Source organism: Telluria sp. GW821-FHT07G12 (genome assembly GCF_059418525.1).
In genome coordinates this window covers 290,294-314,855 of record NZ_JBWKQA010000001.1, presented here as the reverse complement: position 1 = coordinate 314,855, position 24,562 = coordinate 290,294, and the positions used below count along the sequence as shown (strand labels likewise).

At 66.2% G+C, this 24,562-nt stretch carries 22 protein-coding genes; 16 read left to right on the top strand and 6 right to left on the bottom strand.

Annotated features, from left to right (window positions below; translation table 11 throughout):
• Position 1: 1 nt before the first annotated feature.
• Positions 2 to 253, bottom strand: a complete 252-nt coding sequence (locus AC07PE_RS01555) for an MbcA/ParS/Xre antitoxin family protein (protein WP_498760941.1) — start codon at positions 251 to 253, stop codon at positions 2 to 4.
• Positions 250 to 1,236, bottom strand: coding sequence for an NADPH:quinone oxidoreductase family protein (locus AC07PE_RS01550; RefSeq protein WP_498760939.1), 987 nt, complete (start codon positions 1,234 to 1,236; stop codon positions 250 to 252). The genes AC07PE_RS01555 and AC07PE_RS01550 overlap by 4 nt, the downstream gene beginning before the upstream one ends.
• Positions 1,237 to 1,405: 169 nt before the next feature.
• Between AC07PE_RS01550 and AC07PE_RS01545 the strand changes: the two genes are divergently transcribed.
• The 7 genes from AC07PE_RS01545 (at position 1,406) to rlmD (ending at position 8,434) form a co-directional block, all read left to right on the top strand.
• Positions 1,406 to 2,014 (top strand): toll/interleukin-1 receptor domain-containing protein, encoded by a 609-nt coding sequence (locus AC07PE_RS01545; protein WP_498760937.1) that lies wholly within the window; start codon positions 1,406 to 1,408, stop codon positions 2,012 to 2,014.
• Between the two features lie 8 nt (positions 2,015 to 2,022).
• A complete protein-coding gene (locus AC07PE_RS01540) occupies positions 2,023 to 3,228 on the top strand; it encodes a hypothetical protein (protein WP_498760936.1) in 1,206 nt (401 codons plus the stop codon).
• A 159-nt stretch (positions 3,229 to 3,387) separates the two neighbouring features.
• Positions 3,388 to 4,125: a 5'/3'-nucleotidase SurE gene (gene surE, locus AC07PE_RS01535; RefSeq protein WP_498760934.1), complete on the top strand. Its 738-nt coding sequence runs from the start codon at positions 3,388 to 3,390 to the stop codon at positions 4,123 to 4,125.
• Positions 4,122 to 4,985, top strand: a complete 864-nt coding sequence (locus tag AC07PE_RS01530; RefSeq protein WP_498760932.1) for a protein-L-isoaspartate(D-aspartate) O-methyltransferase — start codon at positions 4,122 to 4,124, stop codon at positions 4,983 to 4,985. The genes surE and AC07PE_RS01530 overlap by 4 nt, the downstream gene beginning before the upstream one ends.
• Before the next feature lie 34 nt (positions 4,986 to 5,019).
• On the top strand, positions 5,020 to 5,949 hold the full coding sequence (locus AC07PE_RS01525; RefSeq protein WP_498760930.1) for a peptidoglycan DD-metalloendopeptidase family protein: 930 nt from the start codon (positions 5,020 to 5,022) through the stop codon (positions 5,947 to 5,949).
• A 9-nt stretch (positions 5,950 to 5,958) separates the two neighbouring features.
• Positions 5,959 to 6,981 (top strand): RNA polymerase sigma factor RpoS, encoded by a 1,023-nt coding sequence (gene rpoS, locus AC07PE_RS01520; RefSeq protein WP_498760928.1) that lies wholly within the window; start codon positions 5,959 to 5,961, stop codon positions 6,979 to 6,981.
• A gap of 49 nt (positions 6,982 to 7,030) precedes the next feature.
• On the top strand, positions 7,031 to 8,434 hold the full coding sequence (gene rlmD, locus AC07PE_RS01515; RefSeq protein WP_498760926.1) for a 23S rRNA (uracil(1939)-C(5))-methyltransferase RlmD: 1,404 nt from the start codon (positions 7,031 to 7,033) through the stop codon (positions 8,432 to 8,434).
• Between the two features lie 114 nt (positions 8,435 to 8,548).
• On the opposite strand, the gene AC07PE_RS01510 is transcribed toward rlmD, so the two are convergent.
• From AC07PE_RS01510 to AC07PE_RS01495, 4 genes are all read right to left on the bottom strand, one after another.
• Positions 8,549 to 11,209, bottom strand: coding sequence for a hybrid sensor histidine kinase/response regulator (locus tag AC07PE_RS01510; protein WP_498760924.1), 2,661 nt, complete (start codon positions 11,207 to 11,209; stop codon positions 8,549 to 8,551).
• Positions 11,210 to 11,347: 138 nt separating this feature from the next.
• Entirely contained in the window at positions 11,348 to 13,369 is a 2,022-nt protein-coding gene (locus tag AC07PE_RS01505; protein ID WP_498760922.1) for a TonB-dependent receptor, read from the bottom strand.
• Between the two features lie 88 nt (positions 13,370 to 13,457).
• Complete coding sequence (locus AC07PE_RS01500; protein WP_498760920.1) at positions 13,458 to 13,790, bottom strand: DUF2946 family protein; 333 nt, start codon at positions 13,788 to 13,790, stop codon at positions 13,458 to 13,460.
• Positions 13,791 to 13,860: 70 nt separating this feature from the next.
• Positions 13,861 to 14,544: a Bax inhibitor-1/YccA family protein gene (locus AC07PE_RS01495; RefSeq protein ID WP_498760918.1), complete on the bottom strand. Its 684-nt coding sequence runs from the start codon at positions 14,542 to 14,544 to the stop codon at positions 13,861 to 13,863.
• Between the two features lie 238 nt (positions 14,545 to 14,782).
• Here AC07PE_RS01495 and ndk point away from each other — a divergent pair, with 238 nt between their 5' ends.
• The 9 genes from ndk (at position 14,783) to der (ending at position 24,432) form a co-directional block, all read left to right on the top strand.
• The gene (ndk, locus tag AC07PE_RS01490) at positions 14,783 to 15,208 is read left to right on the top strand and encodes a nucleoside-diphosphate kinase (RefSeq protein ID WP_498760916.1); all 426 of its coding nucleotides are present in this window, start codon (positions 14,783 to 14,785) and stop codon (positions 15,206 to 15,208) included.
• Positions 15,209 to 15,423: 215 nt separating this feature from the next.
• Entirely contained in the window at positions 15,424 to 16,593 is a 1,170-nt protein-coding gene (gene rlmN, locus AC07PE_RS01485) for a dual-specificity RNA methyltransferase RlmN (RefSeq protein ID WP_498760914.1), read from the top strand.
• A complete protein-coding gene (gene pilW / locus AC07PE_RS01480; protein ID WP_498760912.1) occupies positions 16,590 to 17,393 on the top strand; it encodes a type IV pilus biogenesis/stability protein PilW in 804 nt (267 codons plus the stop codon). Before rlmN ends, pilW begins: the two co-directional genes overlap by 4 nt.
• A gap of 10 nt (positions 17,394 to 17,403) precedes the next feature.
• Positions 17,404 to 18,435: a RodZ domain-containing protein gene (locus AC07PE_RS01475; RefSeq protein WP_498760910.1), complete on the top strand. Its 1,032-nt coding sequence runs from the start codon at positions 17,404 to 17,406 to the stop codon at positions 18,433 to 18,435.
• A 29-nt stretch (positions 18,436 to 18,464) separates the two neighbouring features.
• Positions 18,465 to 19,736 (top strand): flavodoxin-dependent (E)-4-hydroxy-3-methylbut-2-enyl-diphosphate synthase, encoded by a 1,272-nt coding sequence (ispG, locus tag AC07PE_RS01470; protein ID WP_498760908.1) that lies wholly within the window; start codon positions 18,465 to 18,467, stop codon positions 19,734 to 19,736.
• Between the two features lie 104 nt (positions 19,737 to 19,840).
• Positions 19,841 to 21,187, top strand: coding sequence for a histidine--tRNA ligase (hisS, locus tag AC07PE_RS01465; protein ID WP_498760906.1), 1,347 nt, complete (start codon positions 19,841 to 19,843; stop codon positions 21,185 to 21,187).
• Positions 21,188 to 21,220: 33 nt separating this feature from the next.
• On the top strand, positions 21,221 to 21,874 hold the full coding sequence (locus AC07PE_RS01460; protein ID WP_498760905.1) for a YfgM family protein: 654 nt from the start codon (positions 21,221 to 21,223) through the stop codon (positions 21,872 to 21,874).
• A 50-nt stretch (positions 21,875 to 21,924) separates the two neighbouring features.
• Positions 21,925 to 23,079, top strand: a complete 1,155-nt coding sequence (bamB, locus tag AC07PE_RS01455; protein ID WP_498760904.1) for an outer membrane protein assembly factor BamB — start codon at positions 21,925 to 21,927, stop codon at positions 23,077 to 23,079.
• Positions 23,080 to 23,088: 9 nt separating this feature from the next.
• Positions 23,089 to 24,432 (top strand): ribosome biogenesis GTPase Der, encoded by a 1,344-nt coding sequence (der, locus tag AC07PE_RS01450; protein WP_498760902.1) that lies wholly within the window; start codon positions 23,089 to 23,091, stop codon positions 24,430 to 24,432.
• The last annotated feature ends 130 nt before the right edge of the window (positions 24,433 to 24,562 follow it).

The window sequence follows — 24,562 nt, the reverse complement described above, 5'->3', positions numbered from 1 at the left end:
GTCAGCGGCCTTTCATCGCGCCCACATGCGCCAGCACTTCGTCCACGCGGCCCTCGTCGACCAGCTGCGTCGGCGCTTTATCGCCCAGGGCCGCCAGCGGCGCCTCCATCCAGGCGCTCGCCGAATCGTCGTTGCCCAGCACCGCGCGCACCGCGTGCATGACGGTGTAGTAGGCCTGGGCCTTGCGCGACTGCTGCTCGAAACGGGCGCGCAGCGCGGCCAGGCCGTCCAGGTTGAGTTTTTCCTCGCTCATGCCGCCTCTCCCGGTACGATCACGACCTTGCCCGTGACCTTGCGTTCAGCCATGTCGTTCAGTGCCTGCGCGGTCTCAAGCAGGGCATAGCGCCGCGACACCAGCGGCTTCAGTTTGCCCTCCGCCATCCAGCCCAGCATCTGGCGCATCGCCGCCATGTTCGCCTTCGGCTCACGGCGCACGAAGTCGCCCCAGAACACGCCGACCACCGAAGCGCCTTTCAGCAGCATAAGGTTCCACGGCAGCTTCGGGATCTCGCCGTTGGCGAAGCCGACCACCAGATGCCGTCCGCGCCAGGCGATCGAGCGCAGCGCCGGTTCGCTGTAGACGCCACCGACCGGGTCGTAGATCACGTCCGGGCCCTTGCCATCGGTGGCGGCCTTCAGCGCTTCGCGCAGGTCTTCCTTCGTGTAGTCGATCAGGACGTCGGCGCCATGGGCCTTGCACACCGCCAGCTTGTCGGGGCTGGAGGCGGCCGCGATCACGCGCGCGCCGAGCGCCTTGCCGATCTCGATGGCCGCGAGGCCGACGCCGCCGGCCGCGCCCAGCACCAGCATGGTCTCGCCGGCCTGCAGCGCGCCGCGGTCGACGATGGCGTGGTGCGAGGTGCCGTAGGTCAGGGTGATGGCGGCGGCGACGTCGAAGTCCATCCCGGGCGGCATGGGCATCAGCGCATCCGCGGGCGCCAGCGCCTGCTCGGCGAAGGCGCCGGTGCGGGTGAAGCCGATCACGCGATCGCCCGGCTTGAAGGCCGTGACGCCGTCGCCCACCGCGCGCACGATGCCGGCGAACTCATTGCCCGGCGTGAAGGGCAGTTCGGGCTTCACCTGGTACTTGCCCTGCACGGTCAGCACGTCCGGGAAATTGACGCCGGCCGCCTTCACGTCGACCACCACCTGGCCCGCTGCCGGCGCCAGATCCGCGACGTCTTCCACCACCAGGCTGTCCGGTGGTCCCCATGCCTTGCAAACGATGGCCTTCATAACCCGCTCCTTCTTCAAAGATGGAATTATGCCCGATGGCAGCTCCGCCGAGTCTGGCAGGGGCGCTTGTGCTTCCACAACATGCGTCATGCATGGATTGGTAGAGTCAGCTGGTCCGCTGCCGGTGGCAGTGATAGTGGCTACCCGTGCAATAAACTAGGGGAAAGCAATGGGGATCCGTTACGGCTGTTTCTTCAGCTATGCCCATGGCCGGCATGAGCTCATGCAGCGCTTCAAGGCCACCCTGGCCGACGCCTTGCGCTGCTACCTGGAGCCCTACTTCGACAACGAAGACGAACTTTTCGTCGACGTCGAACAGCTCGGCGGTGGCGATGACCTCGACCGCAAGATCGCGCGCGCGATGTGCGAGAGCGTCTGCATGATCCTGATTTACACGCCGAAGTACGAGGCCCACGCCTACACGCGGCGCGAGTACGCGGCCATGCGCCAGCTGGAGATCGAGCGCGCCAAATGGTATGCGCTGCCCAGCCACCTGATCATTCCCGTGATCATGACCCAGCACCCGGAGCGGTTGCCGCCGCAGATCACCGAGTCCAGCTTCTACGTCGATTTCTCCCGCTTCACGATGGCGACCGCGGACCTGAAATCCAACCCCGAATTCCTGCCCGACATCGACAAGATGGTCAGGCGCATCGTCACGCACTATCAGTGCTTGAAAAAATACATGCCGCCGGGGCACGACTGCAACCAATTCGAGCTCCCCGATGTCCCACCCCCATGGCGCGAAATAGCGGATACCACCTTCCCGAAAAAATGAGGAGCAATATGGATACGAATCGCATCACCGCCGCGCCGGCGCTTGCCGGCGAGGTGACGACGTTTTACGCGTACGATGGCGCGGGTGCGCGCAGTCGCGCGCTTGTTCATGCCGCATGGCTATTGGCTGGAAGAAAACACGCAAAAACGCCGGTGCTGATGATCGACTGGGACCTCGAAGGGCCGGGCCTGCACCATTATTTTCCGAGCGAGGACGCGCAAGCCGGGCGGCCGGGCGTGCTCGAACTGTTCGAAGCCTGCCGCGAGCGCCTGCACGATCTCGGGCGTGCGCCGGCCGACGAAGTCCGCGAGCTGGCCGAGCAGGTGCTCGAGACCGTCGACTGGGACAGCTACCTCGAACGGGTCGACGATACGCGCCCGCTCTACCTGATGCGCGCCGGCCGCTTCGACGACAGCTACGGCGAACGGGTCGACCGGCTCGACTGGGACGCGCTGTTCTGCGCCTGCCCGGCGCTGTTCCGCAGCTTTGCCGCACACCTCACGCGGCGCTTCGCCCATGTGCTGGTCGATTGCCGCGCCGGCCGCTCGGCCGCCACCAGCGTCTGCACGGCTTTATTGCCCGACAAGATGGTGGGATTGTTCACGCCGGAGCCGCGCAGCCTGGACGGCCTCGGCGGCGTGGTGCGGCGCGCCCTCGACTACCGCTGCAGCCACGAAGACGAACAGCGCCCGCTGCTGGTCTATCCGCTGCCCAGTCCGCCGGACGGCGCGGTCGAGGGGCGGCTGGGCTGGCGCCACGGCAGGGAGGGGCAGGGCCAGCCGGGCTACCAGGCCGTGCTCGAAGATCTGCTGGGCGAATGCTACGGCCTGGCCGGCATCGGCCTGGACAGCTATCTGGATGAAGTCCAGCTGCTGCAGGCCGGCATCGCCGAGTCCATCCTGCCGGCGCCGCGCGGCGCCGAGCGTGACCGGCTGGGCCCGGTGCGCAGCATCGAGACCCTGCTCGAGTGGATGGAGCCCGGCCATTTCCCGTGGCGGCCGCTGGCCGAGGTGCGGCTGGTGCAGGCAGTGGCGGCGCTGCGCGAGCGCGCGGGCGACGCGCCGCTGGCGCGTGAGCTGGCGCGGCTGGGGCAGCTCTACCTGGGCCAGCAGGGCGACGAACTGGAAGCCGCGCGCCGCCTGGAACAGCATGTGATCGCGCTGGAAGAAGGCTTGCACGCAATGGAAGAGGGCAGGCGCGTGATCCGTAACTGAGCCGCAAAGAGCTGTAACTGCGCCGGGCGCCGGTGTGGCGCATGCGCGACGGCTGGCCGCGCCGGCGACGGTCTCGGCAGGGTGCGGTTCGTCCCGATGAGCAATAAATGTGCAGCCCTAAGCGTCGATACAGCCGTTGCTTCAGGTAAAATCGCACGCATGCGAATCCTTATCAGTAACGACGACGGCTATCTTGCGCCTGGTATCCAGGCGCTGGCCGACGCGCTCGCCGCGGTCGCCGACATCGTGGTGGTCGCTCCCGACAGCAATCGCTCGGGCGCCTCCAACTCGCTGTCGCTGGACCGGCCGCTGTCGGTGTCGAAAGCTGCGAACGGTTTCTATTTTGTCAACGGTACGCCCACCGACTGCGTGCACATCGCCCTGACCGGAATGCTGGATTACCGTCCCGACCTCGTCGTTTCCGGCATCAACAACGGCCAGAACATGGGCGACGACACCCTGTACTCGGGCACGGTGGCGGCGGCGACCGAAGCTTATTTGTTCGGCATCCCGGCAATCGCCTTATCCCAGGTCCACAGCGGCTGGGCCGAGGTGGAATCGGCCGCGCGCGTCGCCCGCGACATCGTGCTGCGCCATTTCGAGATCCTGGAATCGCCCTTCCTGCTGAACGTAAACATCCCGAACCTGCCCTATGAGCAGATGGGGCCGCTCACCGCGACCCGGCTCGGGCGCCGCCACCAGGCCGAGCCCGTGATCCGCGGCCAGGACCCGCGCGGGCGCGAGATCTTCTGGATCGGCGCGCCGGGCGCCTGCCGCGATGCCGGCGAGGGCACCGACTTCTACGCCACCAGCCAGGGGCAGGTGTCGATCACGCCGCTGCAGGTGGACCTGACCCACCGTGACCAGCTGGCCTCGCTGCGAGGGTGGTTGAAATGAACGAAAAGCGCAGCAACTTCCCCTTGCCGCTGTCCTCCGTGACGGGCGCAAGCCCTCGAAAACCTGCTGCGCCGGCGCCGGTCGCGACGCCGCAGACGGCAACCCAGAACGCGCGCACCAGCCAGGCCCAGGGCAGGCAGGCACCGGCGGCCAGCCCGCGCCCGGCGGCGCCCGGCACACCCCAACCGACCCAGCCGCAGCAGACCATGCAGCGCTCCGACCTGGCCGCCACCGAGGCGCCGCGCCGGGCCATGGCGGCCTACGTCGCGCGTCAAGGCGTCAAGGACGGGCAGGTGCTGGCCGCGCTGGAAACCATGCCGCGCCATATGTTCATCGAGCCGGCCCTGTCGAGCCAGGCCTATGCCGACGTCTCGCTGCCGATCGGCCATAACCAGACGATTTCGCAGCCTTATATCGTGGCCCGCATGATCGAATTGCTCAGAGGCAGCGGCCAGCCGCTGCGCCGTGTGCTCGAGATCGGTACCGGTTGCGGCTACCAGGCCGCGGTGCTGTCCTGCGTGGCGCAGGAGGTGTATTCGATCGAGCGCATCAAGCCGCTGCACGAGCTGGCCAAGGCCAACCTGAGACCCTTGCGCATCGCAAATCTACGCTTGCAATACGGAGATGGTATGCTTGGGCTCCCGCAAGTGGCGCCCTTCGACGGCATCATCCTTGCGGCGGCCGGTCTCGAGGTGCCACGGGCACTGCTCGAGCAGCTGGCCATCGGCGCCCGGCTGGTGGCGCCCGTCGGCGCCCAGGTCCAGCACCTGCAGCGCATCACCCGCACCGGCAAATCGGAATGGACCAGCGAAACGCTGGAAGCCTGCCATTTTGTCCCGCTGCGGCCAGGCACCGTCTGAGAGTGCCAGAAAGTCGTAACAGAATTAGATGAGAATGAAACCAACACCCCGCCTAGCCCTGCTGACCATCGGTATCGTGCTGAGCGCCTGCAGCACCGAAACCCGCCAGGCGCCCGTGATCGACCGCCCGGCCCCGCCAGCCGCCAACAAGGCGCCGCGCGTTTCGCACCCGGCGCCGCCGGCTGCCCCGGCCTCCGACGAACCGAAAGCCGACGCGCGCGGCAGCTATACCGTGCGCAAGGGCGACACCCTGCTGCGCATCGCGCTCGACTTCGGCCAGAACTACCGCGACATCGTCGCCTGGAACAATCTCGCCGATCCGGACGACATCAAGGTGGGCCAGGTGCTGCGCGTGACGCCGCCCGACCGCGGCAACAACAACGGCCTGGCCGGCACCAATCCGATCGCCATGCCCGGCGCCGAGAAACCGGCCGCCCCGCCCAAGAAAACCGCGCCGCGCGGCGACAAGAAGCCCTACACCGAAGGCAATCTGGCCGATTCCCAGAAGGACGACAACCCCAGCGTCAACCCGAAAGCCGTCGAACGCCCATCCGGCGCGCTTGCCGCCGGCAGCACCGTCACCGCCAACGACGACGAGAAGCTGAGCTGGATGTGGCCGTCCAATGGCCGGATCATCGCCACTTTCGACGAAGGCAAGAACAAGGGCATCGATATCGCAGGCAGGCTCGGCCAGCAGGTAATGGCCGCCGGTCCCGGAAAGGTGATGTACGCCGGGAGCGGCATCCGCGGATATGGTAATCTCGTGATTGTTAAGCACAGCAACAGCCTGCTGTCGGCATATGCGCACAACCGCGCAATCCTCGTCAAGGAAGGCGAAAGCGTGGCCAAGGGCCAGGCGATCGCGGAGATGGGCGATTCCGATGCCGACACGGTCAAACTGCATTTCGAGATACGCCAGCAGGGCAAGCCGGTCGACCCGTCGAAGTTCCTGCCCAGTCGTTAGCGAGGACCAATGACGCTGCCGCCCGACCCGCTGGACCAGGACATACCGGACAACGCGCCGGACGATGTGCCGGAAGAAGCGCTGGGCGACGGCGACTTCGGCGCCGACGGCAGCGAGCGCGCCGAACTCCTGCCGGAAGCCGCGGCGGCGCCCGCCGAGGGTGTCGACGAGCTCAAGAGCGTGCTGCAGGCCGAGCTCTCCACCGACACCACCCAGCACTATCTGAACCGGATCGGCGCCAAGCCGCTGCTCACGGCCGAGCAGGAAGTGCATTACGCGACCCTGGCCAAGGCTGGAGATTTTGCCGCCCGGCAAAAAATGATCGAGCACAACCTGCGCCTGGTCGTCTCGATCGCCAAGCACTACATCAACCGCGGCGTGGTCCTGCTCGACCTGATCGAGGAGGGCAACATCGGCCTGATGCGCGCGATCGACAAGTTCGAGCCGGAACGTGGTTTCCGCTTTTCGACCTACGCCACCTGGTGGATCCGCCAGAGCATCGAGCGCGCCATCATGAACCAGGCCCGCACCGTGCGCCTGCCGGTGCACATGGTGCGCGAGCTGAACCAGGTGCTGCGCGCGAAGTACCACCTCGAAGCCCAGCACCACGACGGCAAGGAAGCCAGCGCCGAGGACATCGCCAGCCTGGTCGGGCGCCCGGTGGAAGAGGTGCAGGACATCCTGGCCCTGTCCGAGCACGCGGCCTCGCTCGACGCCCCGCTCGACAACGACCCGCAGACCAGCCTGATGGACATGCTGCCCGACGAAGGCGACGTCAGCCCGGACGCGCGCGCCGAGCACCACGAAATGACCCTGCTGGTGCGCGACTGGCTGCAAAAGCTGCCGGACAAGCAGCGCGTGGTGGTGATGCGCCGCTTCGGCCTCGACAACGACGATCCAGCCACCCTCGAGACCCTGGCCGAAGAGATGGGCGTGACCCGCGAGCGGGTGCGCCAGATCCAGCAGGAAGCCCTCGTCAAGCTGAAAAGGGCGATGGCCGCCCGTGGCGTGGTGCGCGATTCGCTGCTATGATGGCGGGTTCTCCGGCAGCGGCCGGATGCAGCCATCTTCTTCAGAGACCATGCAAGAAACCTTCATCAAAATCAAATCCCTCGACATGGACGCGCGCGGCGTCGGCCACCTGGAGAACGAGGACGGCTCGCCGGGCAAGGTGATCTTCGTCGAAGGCGCACTGCCGGGCGAGACGGTCAGCTTCGAGACCCTGCGCAAGAAGAAGAACTGGGAATCGGGCCGCATGGTCACGCTGAAGAAGGCTTCGTCCATGCGCGTCGAGCCGAAGTGCGAGCACTTCTGGCATTGCGGCGGCTGCTCGATGCAGCACCTGGAGCCCTCGGCCCAGGTGGCGATGAAGCAGCGCGTGCTGGAAGATAACCTCTGGCACATCGGCAAGACCAAGGCCGAGAACATCATGCGCCCGATGTACGGCCCGACCTGGGGCTACCGCTACCGCGCCCGCCTGTCGGTGCGCCACGTGGCCAAGAAGGGGGGCATGCTGGTCGGCTTCCACGAGCGCCACTCCAGCTACGTGGCCGACATGAGCAACTGCTACATCGTCCCGCCGCACGTGGCGAAGATGCTGGTGCCGCTGCGCGAGCTGATCGGCTCCCTGTCGATCTACCAGCAGATGCCGCAGATCGAGCTGGCGGTGGGCGAGGAGAGCACCGTGCTGGTGCTGCGCATCATGGCGCCCCTGAGCCCGGCCGACGAGGTGCTGGTCAAGGCCTTCGCCGACCAGTGGAACATCGAATGGTGGCTGCAGCCGAAGGGCCCGGATACCGCCTACCCGTACTACCCGAAGAAAAAAGAGCTGTACTACACGCTGCCTGAATTCGGCATCCGCATGCCCTTCAAGCCGACGGATTTCACCCAGGTGAACCACCAGATCAACCGCCTGCTGGTGCACAAGGCCCTGGGCCTGCTGCAGGTGGAGCCGGGCGACCGCGTGGCCGACCTGTTCTGCGGCCTCGGCAATTTCACCTTGCCGCTGGCGACACAGGCGAAAGAGGTGGTGGGCATCGAGGGCAGCACCGCGCTGACCACGCGCGCGCTGGAGAATGCGCGCGCCAACGGCCTGGACCGGAAGACCAGCTTCTCGACGCGCAACCTGTTCGAGATCACCAAGGACGACCTGATCGCCCTGGGCAAGTTCGACCGCATGCTGGTCGACCCGCCGCGCGACGGCGCGGTGGCGCTGGCCGTCGCCCTCGCCGAGCTGCGTTTGACGAACCCGGAGCTGCTGCCGAAGCGGATCGTGTACGTGTCCTGCAGCCCGTCGACCCTGGCGCGCGACACCGGCATCCTGACGCACCGCGCCGGCTACAAGCTGAGCAAGGCGGGCATTGCGAACATGTTCCCGCATACCTCGCACGTGGAGTCGATCGGGGTGTTCGATCTGCTGGAGGATTTCGTGCCGCGGCAGTTCGAGGTGAAGGAAGTGCAGCAGAGTTCGCAGCCGGAGGCGTAATCTGTCGTCATTCCCGCGCAGGCGGGAATCCATACTGAGCACCTGCAGTCGCGATGCCAGCGACGGGACTTCGCCAAGCTCAGTATGGATCCCCGTTTTCACGGGGATGACGAGTTAGCGTTTGGCGGTCACCGCCGCCAAGGCCTGCGTCAGTTCTTCCGCATCCACCGGCTTGACGAAGTAGCGATCGAAGCCCGCATCCTCGGCATCATCCCGGTCCGAGCGCTGCCCGTATCCCGAAATCGCCATCAGCACCGCGCCATCCTGGCCCGGTACCTTGCGCAGGCGGCGCGCCAGTTCCACGCCGCTCATGCCCGGCAGTCCGATATCCAGCAGGAACACGTCGAAACGCTCGTCGCCGGCGCGTACCAGCGCCTCGAGCGGGTCGTGCACCACCGCCACCGTATGGCCGCTCGATTCCAGCAGCAGGCCCAGGGTCATGGCGGCGTCCTCGTTGTCGTCCACCAGCATCAGCCTCAGGCCCTGCGTCCCTTCGGACGAGGCAGCCGGCGGGGGCAGGGCGGCGCCGGCGTCGGCGCCAGTGCTCTGCAGCCGCGGCAGGCGTACCGTGAATTCGGTGCCCATGTTGCGGCCTTCGCTGGAGGCCGTCACCATCCCGCCGTGCAGCTCGACCAGGCTCTTCACCAGCGCCAGGCCCAGGCCCAGGCCGCCCTGCGAGCGGTCGGGGGTGCGCTCGGCCTGTGAGAACAGGTCGAACACGGTGGGCAGCAGGTCGGCGGCGATGCCGATGCCGTCGTCCTTCACGCTCACCAGCAGGTGGTCCGGGGTAGCGCCCATCCACACGTTCAGCTTGCCGCCTTCGTGCGTGTACTTGGCGGCGTTGTTGAGCAGGTTGGCGATCACCTGCACCAGGCGCTTGGGGTCGCCCTGGACGAAGGCCGGACCGATTTCCGGCGCCAGTTGCAGACTCAGCTGGTGGCGGCGCGCTTCGATCAGCGGGCGCACCTGCTCGACGGCGTCGTCGATCACGCGGCGCAGGTCGACCTGGTTGCGCGCCAGCACCACCAGACCGCGGGTCACGCGCGAGACGTCCAGCAGGTCGTCGATCAGGCCGGTCATGTGGGCCACCTGGCGCGCGATGATGGCGCTGGTGCGCTCCACGCGTGCGCTGTCCGGCGGGCCCATGTTCAGCAGCTGGGCGGCGGCCGAGATCGGCGCCAGCGGGTTGCGCAGCTCGTGCGCCAGCATCGCGAGGAACTCGTCCTTGCGGCGGTCGGCCAGGCGCAGCGCTTCCTCGGCGCGCACGCGCTCCAGCGCGCTCCAGGAGCGCTCGGCCACGTCTTCCATCAGGCGCACGATGTCGGCGCTCCACACGCGCGGCAGGTTGTCGTGGATGAACATGCAGGTCGTCAGCGCGCCGTTGCGGTGCACCGGCACCACCACGCAGGAGCGGATCTGCAGCGAGGCATAGGTCGGCCAGGTGTCCGGGCCGCCGGTGCGCGGGTCGCGCTGGACGTCGCTCGCCACCCAGGTCGTGCCCTGGGTCAGCGCGCTGAAATTGGCGGCGCCGAACAAATGGGCCGGGAAGGTGCCGCTCAGGTCGGTGACGATGCCGTCGGTGTAGTTCGAATGGAAGGTCAGCAGCTGGCGGTCGGCGTCGTAGTCGCCGTAGAGCACGCGGCTGGCCTGCAGGAAGCGGCCCAGCATGGCGCTGGTCTGGACGAAGATCTGGGCCGGGTCGTCGAGGCGGCGCAGCAGGTCGGCCAGCTCGAGGCGGAATTCGTTCATGTCCAGCAGCGTGGTCTGGCGCGCCACGGCATTGCGCAGGGCCTGCTCGGCCGACATCCGGTCCAGCGCTTCCCAGCTGCGCTCGGCGATGTCGGCGGCCAGCTTGCATTCTTCCTCATCCCAGCCGCGCTCGCTCGACGCATAGCCGACCAGGGCGGCCTGCAGCTGGCCGCGGCGCAGTTTCGGCAGCGCCAGGATCGCGCGCGCGCCCGCGGCCGCGTAGCGCGCGCCGTGTTCGGGCACGCGCGGGTCGCTGGTGGTGTCGCGGATCGCCAGCGGCGCGCCGGTGCGCAGCAGGGCCAGCGCGGCCGGGCCGAAATCCTTGATGCGGGCGCGGCGCCCGGCCATCGCGGCGGCGCCGTCGCGCGCCCAGTCGTGCACGACTTCGAAGCCGGCCCCGGTGCCGTCGCCTTCGACGTAGCAGGCGTGGTCCAGCTCGAGGTGCCTGCCGAGCATGGCGCAGGCGGCTTCGACGATGTCGCTGGGGTGGTGCAGGCGGCGCAGGCTGTCGACCACCTGCAGCTGCACCGCGTGGCGGCGTTCCAGCTGTACGCGCGGGGTGGTTTCGCTGATCACGCAGAGCACGCCGCGCACCGCGCCGGCGCTGTCGCGCACCGGCGAATAGGCCAGCGTGAACCAGCCGTGGTAGGGCTTGCCGGCGCGGCGGATGGTGCGCGGCACGTCTTCGCCGTAGGTGGAGTGGCCGCCCAGGGCGCGGTCGACCAGCGGCTTCATGCCCGGCCATTGCTCGGCCCAGACTTCGGTAATGGGTGCGCCCAGCGTGGAGGGATGCCGGCCGTCGAGCAGGGAGATGTAGGCGGCGTTGTACAGCATGATCAGCCTGGGACCCCAGGCGATGTACATCGGAAACTCGGATTCCAGGATCACGCTGACCGCGTTGCGCAGTGCCGGATCCCATTGGTCGGGCGAACCGAGGGGCGAACCCGACCAGTCATGGAGGTGGTATCCGGCGCGCACGGCGCCGGAGGTGTCGAGGAGATGAAAGTCGCGCGTAGCCGCTTCCATACTGATCGCCTTCGAGTCCGAAAGTGGTCATTCTATGCGCAAATGCATAAGCTGGAACGCGGTTGAGAAAAAATAGATTTTCCTGGGAAAAATGGACATTTCTCACCAGGATTCAGCTATTTCCTCGCAGAATCTGCCTCAGAAGTGCGCGCGCACGCCGAAGGCCAGATTGCGTCCCGGCAGCGGCGAAATGTCCTTCAGCAGCGAGGTCGACAGGCGAATATCCTGGTTCAGCAGGTTCTTCGCCAGCACGAACCAGGTCAGGTCGAGCTTGTCCAGCTTCTGCGTGTACGACAGGTTGGCGTCGACCAGATTGTAGCCCGGCGTCGTCGTGCTTTCGAAGCCGGCCAGACGGTCCTGGCCGCGTGCATGGGTCCAGGACAGGCCGGCGCGCCAGTCGGCCTGGCGGTAGCCGACGCTGGCGCCGATGCGGTCGGCCGGCTGCAGCGGCAGGTTTTCGCCGATGTCGAGCTTGCCGCGCGAACCGTCGGCGAACAGGCGGCCGTTCCAGCCCATGCCCGTCTGGTTCCAGGTCAGCTCCGCTTCCACGCCCTGGATGTGGGCCGGCGCCTGCTCGAACAGCCGTTGGCGGAATTCGCCGCCCGCATTGCCCTCCTCGTCGAGCGACAGGCCGGTGATATGGCCGTAGATGAAGTCGGACACGTTGTTGCGGAACACGTTGGCCTTCCAGCGCAGCAGGCCGCTGGTCTTCTGTACCGACAGCTCGATATTGCGCGAGATCTCTTTCTTGAGGTTGGCGTCGCCGACGTCGAAGGTGAGGGTGGCGTCGTGCGGGCCGCCCGAGTACAGCTCGTCGGTGGCCGGTGCGCGCTGGGCATAGGACAGGGTGGCGCCGGCGCTGTAGCCGCTCATGAAGGGCCACAGGGCGCCCACCGAGCCCGAGCCCAGGTTGAAGCTGCGCTCGACATTGCCGACCGGTTCGCGGCGCACGTTCTCGTAGCGCAGGCCGGCGTTCACCGCCACCTGCCCGACGTGCGTTTCCTCGACCAGGAAGGCCGCGCTCGAGGTGGAGTGGGTGACCGGCACGGTGTCCGGGCCGCCCGCCGCCGACAGCGCCGAGAAGTGGGTGTTTTCGGTCTGCACGCCAAAGGTGCCGTGGAAGCCGCTGAGTGGCTTGTGGGTGAGTTCGAGACGCGATTCGAAGGAGCGGTTGCTGAAGACGACTTCGGGCGCCATATCCTCGCCCAGCTCCGCGTGGCGGTAATCGGTGAAGCCGGCCTTGAAGCGCGCCGTCTCGAAGCCATTGAAGGGTTCGTGGACCAGGCTGTCGAGGTCGTAGCGGTTCTGGCGCTGGTCGATGCGCGAACCTTCTGCGCTCGGAATCCCGTAATTGTTCGACAAGTGATTCGCGGACACGCCCACATAACCCCAGTCGCGGATGTAGGAGGCGCCGGCGCCGATGCTGCGCTCGCTGGTGTCGCTGTCCGGCAGGCGGCCGCTGCCCGACGCCGGATCGTTCAGCACGCGGCTGCCAGGGATCTTGTAGTCATTGGTGTCGCGCCAGTTGCCGTCGATGTGCATGCCAACGTGGCCGGCCGCGCCGTCCAGCGAGCCGGAGACGTTGCGGCCATTGTCGACCGTGCTGTAGCGGGTTTCGACCTGGCCGGTGGGCTTGTCTTCGAGCGCGGTCGGGATGCGTTCGTTGACCACGTTGACCAGGCCGCCGATGGCGCCCGAGCCGTAGAGCAGGGCGGCGGGGCCGCGCAGGATCTCGATCTGGCGCGCCACCGCGCCTTCGGAAGCCACCGCGTGGTCGTTCGAGAGGCCGGACACGTCGGAGGTGGCCATGCCGTTTTCCAGCATCTTGACGCGCGAGCCTTCCATGCCGCGGATGATGGGGCGCGAGGCGCCGGCGCCGAAGGCCGAAGCCGACACGCCGAGTTCGCCCTGCAGGGTCTCGCCCAGCGAGCTGCCGACCTTGTCGCGCAGTTCGTCGCCGGCCAGCACCTTGGCGGGGGCCAGGATCTGGTCGCCTTCGCTGTTCCTGAGTGGGTTGGCGGTGACGACCACCTGCTGCACCTTGCCGTTATTGACGGCCTGGTCGGCGTCGGGCGGAAGGTCGGGTGCAGGCGCGGCAAAAGCGGGGGCGTAGGCGAGCAGGATCGCGCTGGCGAGCAGCGTCGGTTGAATCTTTTTCATCGTTTAAAACCTCGGGCAAATGGATAACGGTCCGTGCGGCCGGATTGGCTGGGCAAGCCGGCGCGACGGGTGAAGCGAAAAGGCGTTATCAGGCCAGAGGTGGGCCGCGCTGCTGGAAGGGGCAGGCCGCCAGCAGGCAGATGCCGGGCGTGGGCGCGAGGCTGGGGACGGCGTACGCGAGCTCGGCGGGGATGAATTGCCGGACCGTGGCCGGCAGGGCGAACGCGACCTGGGCGCTGGCGGCGCACTGGCCGCACTGCTCGTGCAGGACCGGCTTGGACGGCTTGCCGCCGCTGTCGTCCGCCTGCTGGGTCAGCGATTCCCGGACGTCGGTCCAGTGCGAGTAGGCGTGGCCCAGCGACAGCTGCTGCGAAACGAGCAGCAGCAGCGACAGTAATACATGGACCAGGCTACGTGACATTCAGCTATTGTACATAAAAAAACCGGCCCTCAGGCCGGCTTTCAGGGTGGGCCAAGGCCCGTAAATGCGCTCAGTCGCGGTTGCCGAAGCCGATGCCCAGGAGTTGCAGCAATGCCGTGAAGATGTTGTACAGATCCAGGTAGATCGACAGGGTAGCCGAGATGTAGTTGGTCTCGCCGCCGTTGATGACGCGCTGGACGTCATAGATCAGCCAGGCCGAGAAGATACCCATCGCCATGACCAGCACGACCAGGTGCAGCGCGCTCAGGTGCAGGAAGATGTTGGCCACCGATGCCAGGATCAGCACGATGGTGCCGGCGAACAGCCAGCTGCCCATGCCCGAGAAATCGCGCTTGGAGACGGTGGCGATGGTCGCCATGGCCGCGAAGATGATGGCGGTGCCGCCGAAGGCGCCCATGATCAGCGCGCCGCCGTTGGAAAAGCCCAGGGTGTAGCGCAGCAGCGGGGTCAGCATCAGGCCCATGAAGAAGGTAAAGCCGAGCAGCACCGGCACGCCGGCCGCCGAGTTCTTGGTCTTCTCGATCGCGAAGATGAAGCCGAAGGCGACCGCGAAGAACAGCAGGAAGCCGAGGCCGCCGCTCATGATGGGCAGGCGGGTGGTGATGCCGATGTAGGCGCCCAGCACCGTCGGGATCATCGACAGCGCCAGCAGCCAGTAGGTATTGCGCAGCACTTGGTGGCGGACGGCGCGGTTGGCCGAGACGTCGTAGGTTTTCTGCAGATTGGGGATCATGTTTCCTCCGGGTGGTGAACTTCCATCGTAGTCCAATATGGGGACGGGGCCCGCCCATCAAAGGCCTGTTAAGGCTCAGTTAAGCCGGCGGGAATGGACGAGCAGGCATTACCGCCACTGTAACACCTGGGGGATGGCCGTCGCAATATCGGCTGCCTTGCGGATGTATGGTAAAATCGAAGGTTGATTGAGTTCCGAAGTTCTCGATTTAAACCTTTCTTTTTATTGGAGTTTTTAAATGGCAATCGAACGCACCCTGTCGATCATCAAGCCCGACGCAGTTGCAAAAAACGTCATCGGCCAAATCTATAGCCGCTTCGAAGGCGCTGGCCTGAAGATCGTCGCTGCGCGCATGGCCCAACTGTCGCAAGCGGAAGCCGAAGGCTTCTACGCCGTGCACTCGGCACGTCCGTTCTTCAAGGATCTGGTCAACTTCATGATCTCGGGTCCGGTCATGATCCAGGTGCTGGAAGGCGAAAACGCGATTGCCAAGCACCGCGACCTGATGGGCGCAACTGATCCGAAGAAGGCTGAGAAGGGCACCATCCGCGCCGACTTCGCCGACTCGATCGACGCCAACGCCGTGCACGGTTCGGACGCTGCCGAAACCGCAGCCGTCGAAATCGCCTACTACTTCCCGGCGCTGAACGTCTACTCGCGTTAATCGACGACGTCGTTCCGGGCATTGCCCGAAACGACTCCCCGCGAAGGCGTGACGAGTGCCACTGGCGCTCGTCACTCCAAGTTTGTAAGCTTACGAAATTTTTTCGCGCTTAGCCGGCCTGCTGCGTTAAGCTGCATACCGGCGTATTACCCCGCTCGCCCATGCTTCAAGAGCCCGGCGGGCGGGATTCATTTAGAAGATACAGGATTTTGAAGATGGCAACTCTCACCAACCTGCTGGACTTCGATCCCGCGCAGCTTGTCGCTTACTGCGCCGAGTTGGGGGAGAAGCCATTCCGCGCCAAACAGCTGCAGCGCTGGATCCACCAGTTCGGCGTGTCGAATTTCGACGATATGACCGACCTCGCCAAGTCGCTGCGCGAGAAGCTGAAAACCCGCGCGACCGTCACCGCGCCGGCCATCATCAGCGACCATACCTCGTCCGACGGCACCCGCAAATGGCTGGTCGATGTCGGCAACGGCAATGCCGTCGAAACCGTGTTCATCCCGGAAGAGACGCGCGGCACGCTGTGCATCTCCACCCAGGCCGGCTGCGCCGTCAACTGCCGCTTCTGCTCGACCGGCAAGCAGGGCTTCAACCGCAACCTGACCGTGGCCGAGATCATCGGCCAGCTGTGGATGGCCGAGTTCGAGCTGCGCAAGACCAAGGGCATCGAAGGCGGCCCGAAAGGCGAGCGCCAGATCACCAACGTGGTCATGATGGGCATGGGCGAGCCGCTGCTGAACTTCGAGCCGACCGTCACCGCGCTCAAGCTGATGCTGGACGATAACGCCTACGGCCTGTCGCGCCGCCGCGTGACCGTCTCGACCTCGGGCGTGGTGCCGAACATGGACAAGCTGAGCCAGGAAGTCCCGGTGGCGCTGGCCGTCTCGCTGCACGGCTCGAACGACCCGCTGCGCGACATGCTGGTCCCGCTGAACAAGAAATACCCGCTGCGCGAGCTGATGGCCGCCTGCAAGCGTTACCTGGAGTTCGCGCCGCGCGACTTCATCACCTTCGAATACTGCATGCTGGACGGCGTCAACGACACCGACGAGCACGCGCGCGAGCTGATCGCCCTGGTCAACGACCCGGTGGTGGGCGTCTCGTGCAAATTCAACCTGATTCCGTTCAATCCCTTCCCGGAATCCGGCCTGGTGCGCTCGAAGAACCCGCGCATCAAGGCCTTTGCCCAGATCCTGATGGACGCCGGCCTGGTCACCACCGTCCGCAAGACCCGCGGCGACGATATCGACGCCGCCTGCGGGCAGCTGGCCGGCGAGGTCAAGGACCGCACCCGCGTCAACGAGCGGATGAGCAAGATGGCCGAGTACCAGCAGAAGTTCGGCCCGAACTTCGGCAAGATCGTGGAGATCCCTTCTTGAAGCCGGTCCTGGCCGCAAGTGCCGCCGTTCTGTTTGCGCTGACCCTGTTGTCCGGCTGTGCCGGCACGGGCGGGGATTCGCCGCGCGAACTCCGGACCGCTTCCGACCAGACCGCCACCGAGAAGCGCGCCCAGATCCGCCTGCAGCTGGCGGTGGGCTACTACCAGGACCGCAAGTACGAGATCGCGCTGGACGAGGTCAAGCAGGCGATCGCCATCGCGCCGGACTATGCCGAGGCCTATGGCTTCCGCGCCCTGATCTATACGGCGATGGGCGAGAACGAGCTGGCCGACGAGAACTACCGGCACGCGCTGCGCCTGGCGCCGCGCAATCCCGACCTGGCCAACAACTACGGGCTGTTCCTGTGCGACGCCGGCGGCAAGGCGGCCCAGGCGATGGGCTATTTCGAGTCGGCGCTGAAAAGCCGCTCCTACGCCTCGCCGGCCAAGGCCCTGACGAATGCAGGCAATTGCAGCCTGAAGCTGAAGAATATCGACGCAGCCGAGCGTTACCTGCTCGAAGCCCTGCGTTACGAACCCGAGCTGCCGGCCATCCAGGCCGGCCTGGCGCGGGTCTATTTCGAGCGGCGCGATTACACCCGCGCCGGGTTTTTCATCAACCGCCTGACGGAGGCAGCGAAACTCGAGTCGCTGTCGGCCGACGTGCTGTGGCTGGCCCTGCGGGTCAAGCACATGCTGGGCGACCGGGCCACGGAAGCCACCCTCGCGGCCCAGCTGCGCAAGCGCTTCCCCGGCTCGCCCGAATACGCGGCGTTCGAGCGCGGTGCATTTAACGAGTGAGACGACGACGATGAGTTCCGAGCGTGCAGAAGAGCCGACGACGCCCGACAACCAGGGTGGACATCCGGGCCAGGTGCTGGCCGCCCAGCGCGAAGCGATGGGCTGGACGGTGGAGCAGGTGGCCGACCAGCTGAAGCTGGCCGTGCGCCAGGTGGTGGCGCTGGAAGCGGGCGATTACGCATCCCTGCCTAGCCCCGCCGTGACGCGCGGTTTCGTGCGCGCCTACGCCAAGCTGGTGCGGGTCGATCCGGCGCCGCTGGTGGCGCAGATCGCGATTGAATCCGAGGCCCCGGCCGAGGCCAATCCGGGGGCCATGCGCCGCCCGAGCCCGGCCTCGTTCTCGCAGGCGAAATTCCCCTCGCACGGCAAGCGTTCCTTGCTGCCGCTGGGCTGGATCGTGGCTGCGGTGGCCGTTGCGGCCGTCGCCGGCGGCGCCTGGCATTTCGGTCTGATCCCGCTGGGCCAGCATGCCGAGACGGCCACCGTCGCCGCCCCGGCAGCCTCGGCGCCCGCCGCGGCCGGGACCCACGGCAGCGCAACCGAGACCCTGCAGAATCCTTCGGTGCCGCTGATTTCGGTGCCCGGCCCGGCCAGCGCGCAGGCCGATGCGGCAGGCGGCGCGAGCGCTCCGGCTGCCGCCGCTGCACCTGCCGCCGGTCCCGTCGTGAACGTGCCGGGGACCACCGCGACCGGCGCGCCGCCGACCACGGTGCCGGCGGCCCCGGCGAATCCGGTCGCGACGCAATCGCCGGCGCAAGCCGCCGCAGCAACTGCTCCCGCCGCCGCTCAGGCTGCAGCCGGCGCCGGCGTCCTGGTGTTCACCGTGCGCGAGGATGCCTGGATCGAAGTCAGGCCGGCCAAGGGCGGCAAGGACATGATCAAGCGCCTGGTCCGCGCCGGCAGTACCGAAACGCTGAACATCGACCAGCCGGTGCGCATCATCGTCGGCAACCCGGGCGCCGTTTCGGCGAGCCTGCGTGGCGCGCCGGTGGCCTTGCCGCCGGTGCCGGGCAAGACCTATTCCCTGGTCAATGTGCAATAAATAGTGAAGCCAAGCGCAACATGACAGACATGAATACGATGAACTCGCCGATTCCCTCGGGCCCGCTGGCGCGCCGCGCCAGCCGCCGCGTGCTGATCCAGCACGGCGAGCGCAAGGTCTGGGTGGGCGGCGACGCCCCGGTCGTCGTGCAGTCGATGACCAACACCGACACCGCCGACGCGATCGGCACCGCGATCCAGGTCAAGGAGCTGGCGCGCGCCGGTTCCGAGGTCGTGCGCATCACGGTCGATACGCCGGCCGCCGCCGCCGCCGTGCCGGCGATCCGCGAACAGCTGGACCGGATGGAAGTGGACGTGCCGCTGGTCGGCGACTTCCATTACAACGGCCACCTGCTGCTGCGCGACTTCCCGGACTGCGCCGCCGCGCTGTCGAAGTACCGCATCAACCCGGGCAACGTGGGGCAGGGCGCCAAGCGCGACTCCCAGTTCGCCCAGATGATCGAGATCGCCATCAAGCACGACAAGCCGGTGCGCATCGGCGTCAACTGGGGCAGCCTGGACCAGTCGCTGCTGGCCCGCATCATGGACGAGAACGCGTCGCGCGCCCAGCCGTGGTCGGCCCAGGCCGTGATGTATGAAGCGCTGATCACCTCGGGGATCGAGAACGCCGTGCGCGCCGAAGAAATCGGCCTGGCCCGCGACAAGATCATCCTGTCGTGCAAGGTGTCGGGCGTGCAGGATCTGATTGCCGTCTACCGCGAACTCGGCAAGCGCTGCGACTACCCGTTGCACCTGGGCCTGACCGAAGCCGGCATGGGCAGCAAGGGCATCGTCGCCTCGACCGCGGCCCTGTCCGTGCTGCTGCAGGAAGGCATCGGCGACACCATCCGCATTTCGCTGACCCCGGAACCGGGCGGCGACCGCACCAGGGAAGTCGTGGTCGGCCAGGAGATCCTGCAGACCATGGGCCTGCGCAAGTTCACCCCGATGGTGATCGCCTGCCCGGGCTGCGGCCGCACGACGTCCACCGTGTTCCAGGAACTGGCCGACAACATCCAGACCTTCCTACGCGAGTCGATGCCGGAATGGAAGAAGACCCACCCGGGCGTGGAAGCGATGAACGTGGCCGTGATGGGCTGCATCGTCAACGGCCCGGGCGAATCGAAGCACGCGAACATCGGCATTTCGCTGCCGGGCACCGGCGAATCGCCGGCGGCCCCGGTCTTTGTGGATGGCCAAAAGGTCGCTACACTGCGGGGCGAGCGGATCGTGGATGAGTTCAAGACGATCGTGCTGAATTACGTGCAGAAGAATTATTCGAAGCAGGCTGAAACCATTTAACGTCGTTCCCGCGAAGGCGGGAACCCAAGTTTGTATGCGTTTCGACTGCTCATGCAAACTTGGATTCCCGCCTGCGCGGGAATGACGGTAACGCGAGAAATAGAATGTCCGACAAAAAAGAGAAATTCAGTGCCATCAAAGGCATGAACGACATCCTCCCGGCCGACGCGCCGCTGTGGGAGCTGTTCGAAAACACCGCCGAATCCGTGCTGAAGAGCTACGGCTACCAGAAGATCGTCACCCCGATCGTCGAGGAAACCGGCCTGTTCGCGCGCGCCATCGGCGCCGTTACCGACATCGTCGAGAAGGAGATGTACTCCTTCGAAGACTCGATGAACGGCGACCAGCTGACCCTGCGCCCGGAAGGCACGGCCGGCGTGGTGCGCGCCGTGGTCGAGCACAACATGGCCTATGACGGCCCGAAGCGCCTGTGGTACAAGGGCCCGATGTTCCGCCACGAGCGCCCGCAGCGCGGCCGCTACCGCCAGTTCTTCCAGTTCGGCGCCGAAGCGATCGGCTTTGCCGGCCCGGACATCGACGCCGAATTGATCATGCTGTGCCGCCGCCTGTGGGACGACCTGGGCCTGGACAACATCCGCCTCGAGCTGAACTCGATCGGTAACGCGGAAGAGCGCCAGCGCCACCGCGCCGACCTGATCGCCTACTTCGAAGCCAACGAAAGCCTGCTCGATGCGGAAGCCAAGCGCCGCCTGCACGCCAACCCGCTGCGCATCCTGGACACCAAGAACCCGGCGATGCAGGACATGGTCAACAAGGCGCCGCAGCTGCTGAGCTACCTGGGCGGCGAATCGCTGGCTCACTTCGAGGGCCTGAAGAAGCTCCTCGACGCCAACAACGTCCAGTACACCGTCAACCCGCGCCTGGTGCGCGGCCTGGATTACTACAACCGCACCGTGTTCGAGTGGGTCACCGACGAGCTGGGCGCGCAGGGCACGGTGTGCGCCGGCGGCCGCTACGACCCGCTGATCGAAACCTTCGGCGGCAAGCCGACCCCGGGCATCGGCTTCGCGATGGGCATCGAGCGCCTGATCGAGCTGATGAAGGGCCAGGGCGAGCCGGCGTCGCCGAACCAGTGCGACGTCTACATGGTGCACCAGGGCGAGGAAGCCCAGCTGAAAGCCTTCATCCTGGCCGAGCGCATCCGCGACGCCGGCCTGGACGTGGTGCTGCATTGCGCGACCCCGCAGGGCGCCGGCAGCTTCAAGAGCCAGATGAAGAAGGCCGACGGTTCGGGCGCCGCCTTCGCCGTGATCATCGGCGAGGACGAGGTCAAGAACGACGTGGTCGCGGTCAAGTCGCTGCGCGGCGCCGAGGGTGCGGCCCAGCAGGCCAGCATCGCCTTCGACGAGGCGGTCGACTACATCGTCGACCAGGTCATCGGCGGCGGCGACTGCGGCCCGGATTGCGACGAGCACCACCACCATCACTAATTCCCAACCAGCTAACTAGAACAGAAGAACCCCATGGCATACGATCTCGAAGAACAGGAACAGATAGCCAATTTCAAAGCTTTCTGGGCGCGCTTTGGCAACCTGATCAGCTGGGTGCTGATCATCGCGCTGGGCAGCTACGCCGGCTACAACTTCTGGAACTCGCACAAGCGCACCAAGGCCACCGAAGCCGCCGCCCTGTACGACCAGCTGGCCGAAGCCGCAGCCGCCAACGACAATGCCAAGGTCCAGCGCATGGCCGCCGACGTCGAAAGCAAGTTCGAAGGCACCGCCTACGGCCAGATGGCTGCCCTGGCCGCCGCCAAGACCGCCTTCGACGCCAACGACCTGAAAGCCGCCAAGGCCCAGCTGCAATGGGCAATCGACCACGGCAACGACGAGTACAAGTCGGTCGCGCGCCTGCGCCTGTCCGGCGTGCTGCTCGACGAGAAGGCCTACGACCAGGCGCTGGCGCTGCTGAACGGCGAGTTCCTGCCCCAGTTCGCCGCCGAAGTCCAGGACCGCAAGGGCGACGTGCTGGTCGCGCAGAACAAGCTGGCCGAAGCCCGCACCGCCTACCAGGCCGCGCTCGACAAGATGGACAAGCGCAACCCGGGCCGCCAGATCGTGCAGATCAAGCTGGAAGCGATCGGCGGTACGGTGCCGGCCGAAAAGGCGCCCGCTTAAAGTAACGAAGTAACGACGTCCATAAAGTCAAAGAATAAGGCAAAAAGAACATGCGTATTACCCGGAAGCTTGTTGGTGTCGGTGTCCTCGCCCTGATGACGGGCTGCTCGACGATTAGTTCGCTGAACCCGTTCGCATCCAAGCCGAAGGGCAACCTGCCGGCGCCGCTGGTCGACCTGAAAGGCTCGATGGCGGTGCGCACCGCATGGAAGCTGGAAGTCGGCAAGTCCCGCAACTACCAGTTCACCCCTGCGGTGGCCGGCAATACCATCGTCGCCGCGGGCGGCGACGGCACCCTGGTGCGCGCGGAAGCCGCCAGCGGCCGCCAGCTGTGGCGCGTCAAGGCCGGCATGGAACTGACCGCCGGCGTCGGCACCGACGGCAACCTGATCGTGGTCGGCGGCGAGAAAGGCCAGCTGCTGGCTTTCGACATGGACGGCAAGCAGCTGTGGAAGACCCAGCTGTCGAGCGAAATCCTGTCCTCGCCGGTGGTGGGGCAGGGCATCGTGGTGGCGCGCAGCGTCAACAACCGCATCGTCGGCATCGACGCCACTACCGGCCAGCAGAAATGGACCGTGCAGCGCGCCGCGCCGCCGCTGACCCTGCGCCTGGCGCCGGGCATGATCGTGCACGACAAGGACGTCATCATCGCCCAGCCGGGCGGCAAGCTGCTGTCGCTGATCCTGGCGACCGGCGCGCCGCGCTGGGAGGTGGAAGTGGGCGTCGCCCGCGGCGCCACCGAACTGGAACGCGTGACCGACATCGGCGGCTACCCGGTGATCTTCGAAGGCGACGTCTGCGCCGTCTCGTTCCAGGGCCGTGCCGGCTGCTGGGACGTGACGACCGGCAGCCCGCGCTGGACCCGCGACCTCTCGTCCGAAGCGGGCGTGGCGGTCGACCAGCGCTTCCTGTTCGCCAGCGACGACAAGGGCGCCGTCTACGCCTACAACCGCGACAGCGGTACCAGCGCGTGGAAGAACGACAAATTGGCCTTCCGCCGACTGTCCACGCCGGTGTCCTACGGCCGCGCGGTTGCAGTCGGCGACTACCAGGGCTATGTGCACTTCCTGTCGCGTGAGGACGGCGCCTTCCTGGCCCGCGCCGCCACCGACGGCAGTGCGATCAGCTCGACCCCGCTGGTTGCGGGTTCGAACCTGATTTTTCAAACACAAAACGGAACCGTGACAGCGATCGCGGTGGAATAAGATACTTACATGAAGCCGGTAATTGCACTCGTAGGACGCCCGAACGTCGGGAAGTCCACTCTATTCAACCGCATGACCCGCTCGCGCGACGCGCTGGTGGCGGACCTGCCTGGCCTGACGCGCGATCGTCACTACGGCGAGGGCCGCATGGGTGAGCGCCCCTTCCTGGTGATCGACACCGGCGGTTTCGAACCGGTCGCCAAGGAAGGCATCATGCACGAGATGGCGCTGCAGACGAAGCAGGCCGTGGCCGAAGCCGACGTCGTGATGTTCATCGTCGACGGCCGCCAGGGCCTGACGCCGCACGACAAGACCATCACCGACTTCCTGCGCAAGTCGGGCCGCAAGGTCATGCTGGTCGTGAACAAGAGCGAGGGCATGAAGTACACCAGCGTCACCGCCGAGTTCTATGAGCTCGGCATGGGCGACCCCTACGTCATCTCGGCCGCCCATGGCGACGGCGTGCTCGACCTCGTCAACGAGGCGATCGACGAAGCCGTGACCCTGCGCCCGCAGGAAGAAGCGGAATTCGATCCGGCCGACTACGGCGTCAAGATCGCGCTGGTGGGCCGTCCGAACGTCGGCAAGTCCACGCTGATCAACACCCTGGTCGGCGAGCAGCGCGTGATCGCCTTCGACATGCCGGGCACCACCCGCGATTCGATCGAAGTGCCGTTCGAGAAGGGCGGCAAGCACTACACGCTGATCGACACCGCCGGCATCCGCCGCCGCGGCAAGGTATTCGAAGCGGTCGAGAAGTTCTCGGTGGTGAAGACCCTGCAGTCGATCTCGGAAGCCAACGTGGTCGTGCTGATGCTGGACGCCCAGGCGGACATCGCCGAGTCGGACGCCCACATCGCCGGCTTCATCCTGGAATCCGGCCGCGCGCTGGTGGTGGCCGTCAACAAGTGGGACGGCCTGACCTCCGACCAGCGCGACCAGGTCAAGAACGACATCGACCGCAAGCTCGACTTCCTGGGCTTTGCCGAAACCAAGTTCATCTCGGCGCTGAAGGGCACCGGCATCAATCACCTGATGAAGGCTATCGATACGGCCTATGCCGCCGCTACCGCCAAGCTGTCGACCCCGCGCCTTACCCGCGCGCTGCAGGAAGCGATCGAGAAGCAGGAGCCGAAGCGCAAGGGCAGCACCCGTCCGAAGATGCGCTATGCCCACCAGGGCGGCCAGAATCCGCCCATCATCGTCATCCACGGTAATGCGCTGGATGGCATCACGGAACCGTACAAGCGTTACCTGGAAAAGCATTTCCGCGACACTTTCGACTTGATCGGCACCCCGCTCCGGATCGAACTGCGCAGCGGTAAAAACCCCTTTGCAAAAGACCAGTCTTAAGCCGGATTTAACCTTAGCGGTACGACAAAAAACGCTAAAACAGGTTACAGTAGCTTCGGGACATCATTCACAAGCTGAGAATGTTGGCCCGAGCACTTGAAAACCGGCATTGCGCCTCAATTTTTATACG

Coding starts and splice junctions, on each gene's coding strand:
- AC07PE_RS01555 (WP_498760941.1), bottom strand. CDS start 253: ATGAGCGAGGAAAAACTCAACCTGGACGGCCTGGCCGCGCTGCGCGCC.
- AC07PE_RS01550 (WP_498760939.1), bottom strand. CDS start 1,236: ATGAAGGCCATCGTTTGCAAGGCATGGGGACCACCGGACAGCCTGGTG.
- AC07PE_RS01545 (WP_498760937.1), top strand. CDS start 1,406: ATGGGGATCCGTTACGGCTGTTTCTTCAGCTATGCCCATGGCCGGCAT.
- AC07PE_RS01540 (WP_498760936.1), top strand. CDS start 2,023: ATGGATACGAATCGCATCACCGCCGCGCCGGCGCTTGCCGGCGAGGTG.
- surE (WP_498760934.1), top strand. CDS start 3,388: ATGCGAATCCTTATCAGTAACGACGACGGCTATCTTGCGCCTGGTATC.
- AC07PE_RS01530 (WP_498760932.1), top strand. CDS start 4,122: ATGAACGAAAAGCGCAGCAACTTCCCCTTGCCGCTGTCCTCCGTGACG.
- AC07PE_RS01525 (WP_498760930.1), top strand. CDS start 5,020: ATGAAACCAACACCCCGCCTAGCCCTGCTGACCATCGGTATCGTGCTG.
- rpoS (WP_498760928.1), top strand. CDS start 5,959: ATGACGCTGCCGCCCGACCCGCTGGACCAGGACATACCGGACAACGCG.
- rlmD (WP_498760926.1), top strand. CDS start 7,031: ATGCAAGAAACCTTCATCAAAATCAAATCCCTCGACATGGACGCGCGC.
- AC07PE_RS01510 (WP_498760924.1), bottom strand. CDS start 11,209: ATGGAAGCGGCTACGCGCGACTTTCATCTCCTCGACACCTCCGGCGCC.
- AC07PE_RS01505 (WP_498760922.1), bottom strand. CDS start 13,369: ATGAAAAAGATTCAACCGACGCTGCTCGCCAGCGCGATCCTGCTCGCC.
- AC07PE_RS01500 (WP_498760920.1), bottom strand. CDS start 13,790: ATGTCACGTAGCCTGGTCCATGTATTACTGTCGCTGCTGCTGCTCGTT.
- AC07PE_RS01495 (WP_498760918.1), bottom strand. CDS start 14,544: ATGATCCCCAATCTGCAGAAAACCTACGACGTCTCGGCCAACCGCGCC.
- ndk (WP_498760916.1), top strand. CDS start 14,783: ATGGCAATCGAACGCACCCTGTCGATCATCAAGCCCGACGCAGTTGCA.
- rlmN (WP_498760914.1), top strand. CDS start 15,424: ATGGCAACTCTCACCAACCTGCTGGACTTCGATCCCGCGCAGCTTGTC.
- AC07PE_RS01475 (WP_498760910.1), top strand. CDS start 17,404: ATGAGTTCCGAGCGTGCAGAAGAGCCGACGACGCCCGACAACCAGGGT.
- ispG (WP_498760908.1), top strand. CDS start 18,465: ATGAATACGATGAACTCGCCGATTCCCTCGGGCCCGCTGGCGCGCCGC.
- hisS (WP_498760906.1), top strand. CDS start 19,841: ATGTCCGACAAAAAAGAGAAATTCAGTGCCATCAAAGGCATGAACGAC.
- AC07PE_RS01460 (WP_498760905.1), top strand. CDS start 21,221: ATGGCATACGATCTCGAAGAACAGGAACAGATAGCCAATTTCAAAGCT.
- bamB (WP_498760904.1), top strand. CDS start 21,925: ATGCGTATTACCCGGAAGCTTGTTGGTGTCGGTGTCCTCGCCCTGATG.
- der (WP_498760902.1), top strand. CDS start 23,089: ATGAAGCCGGTAATTGCACTCGTAGGACGCCCGAACGTCGGGAAGTCC.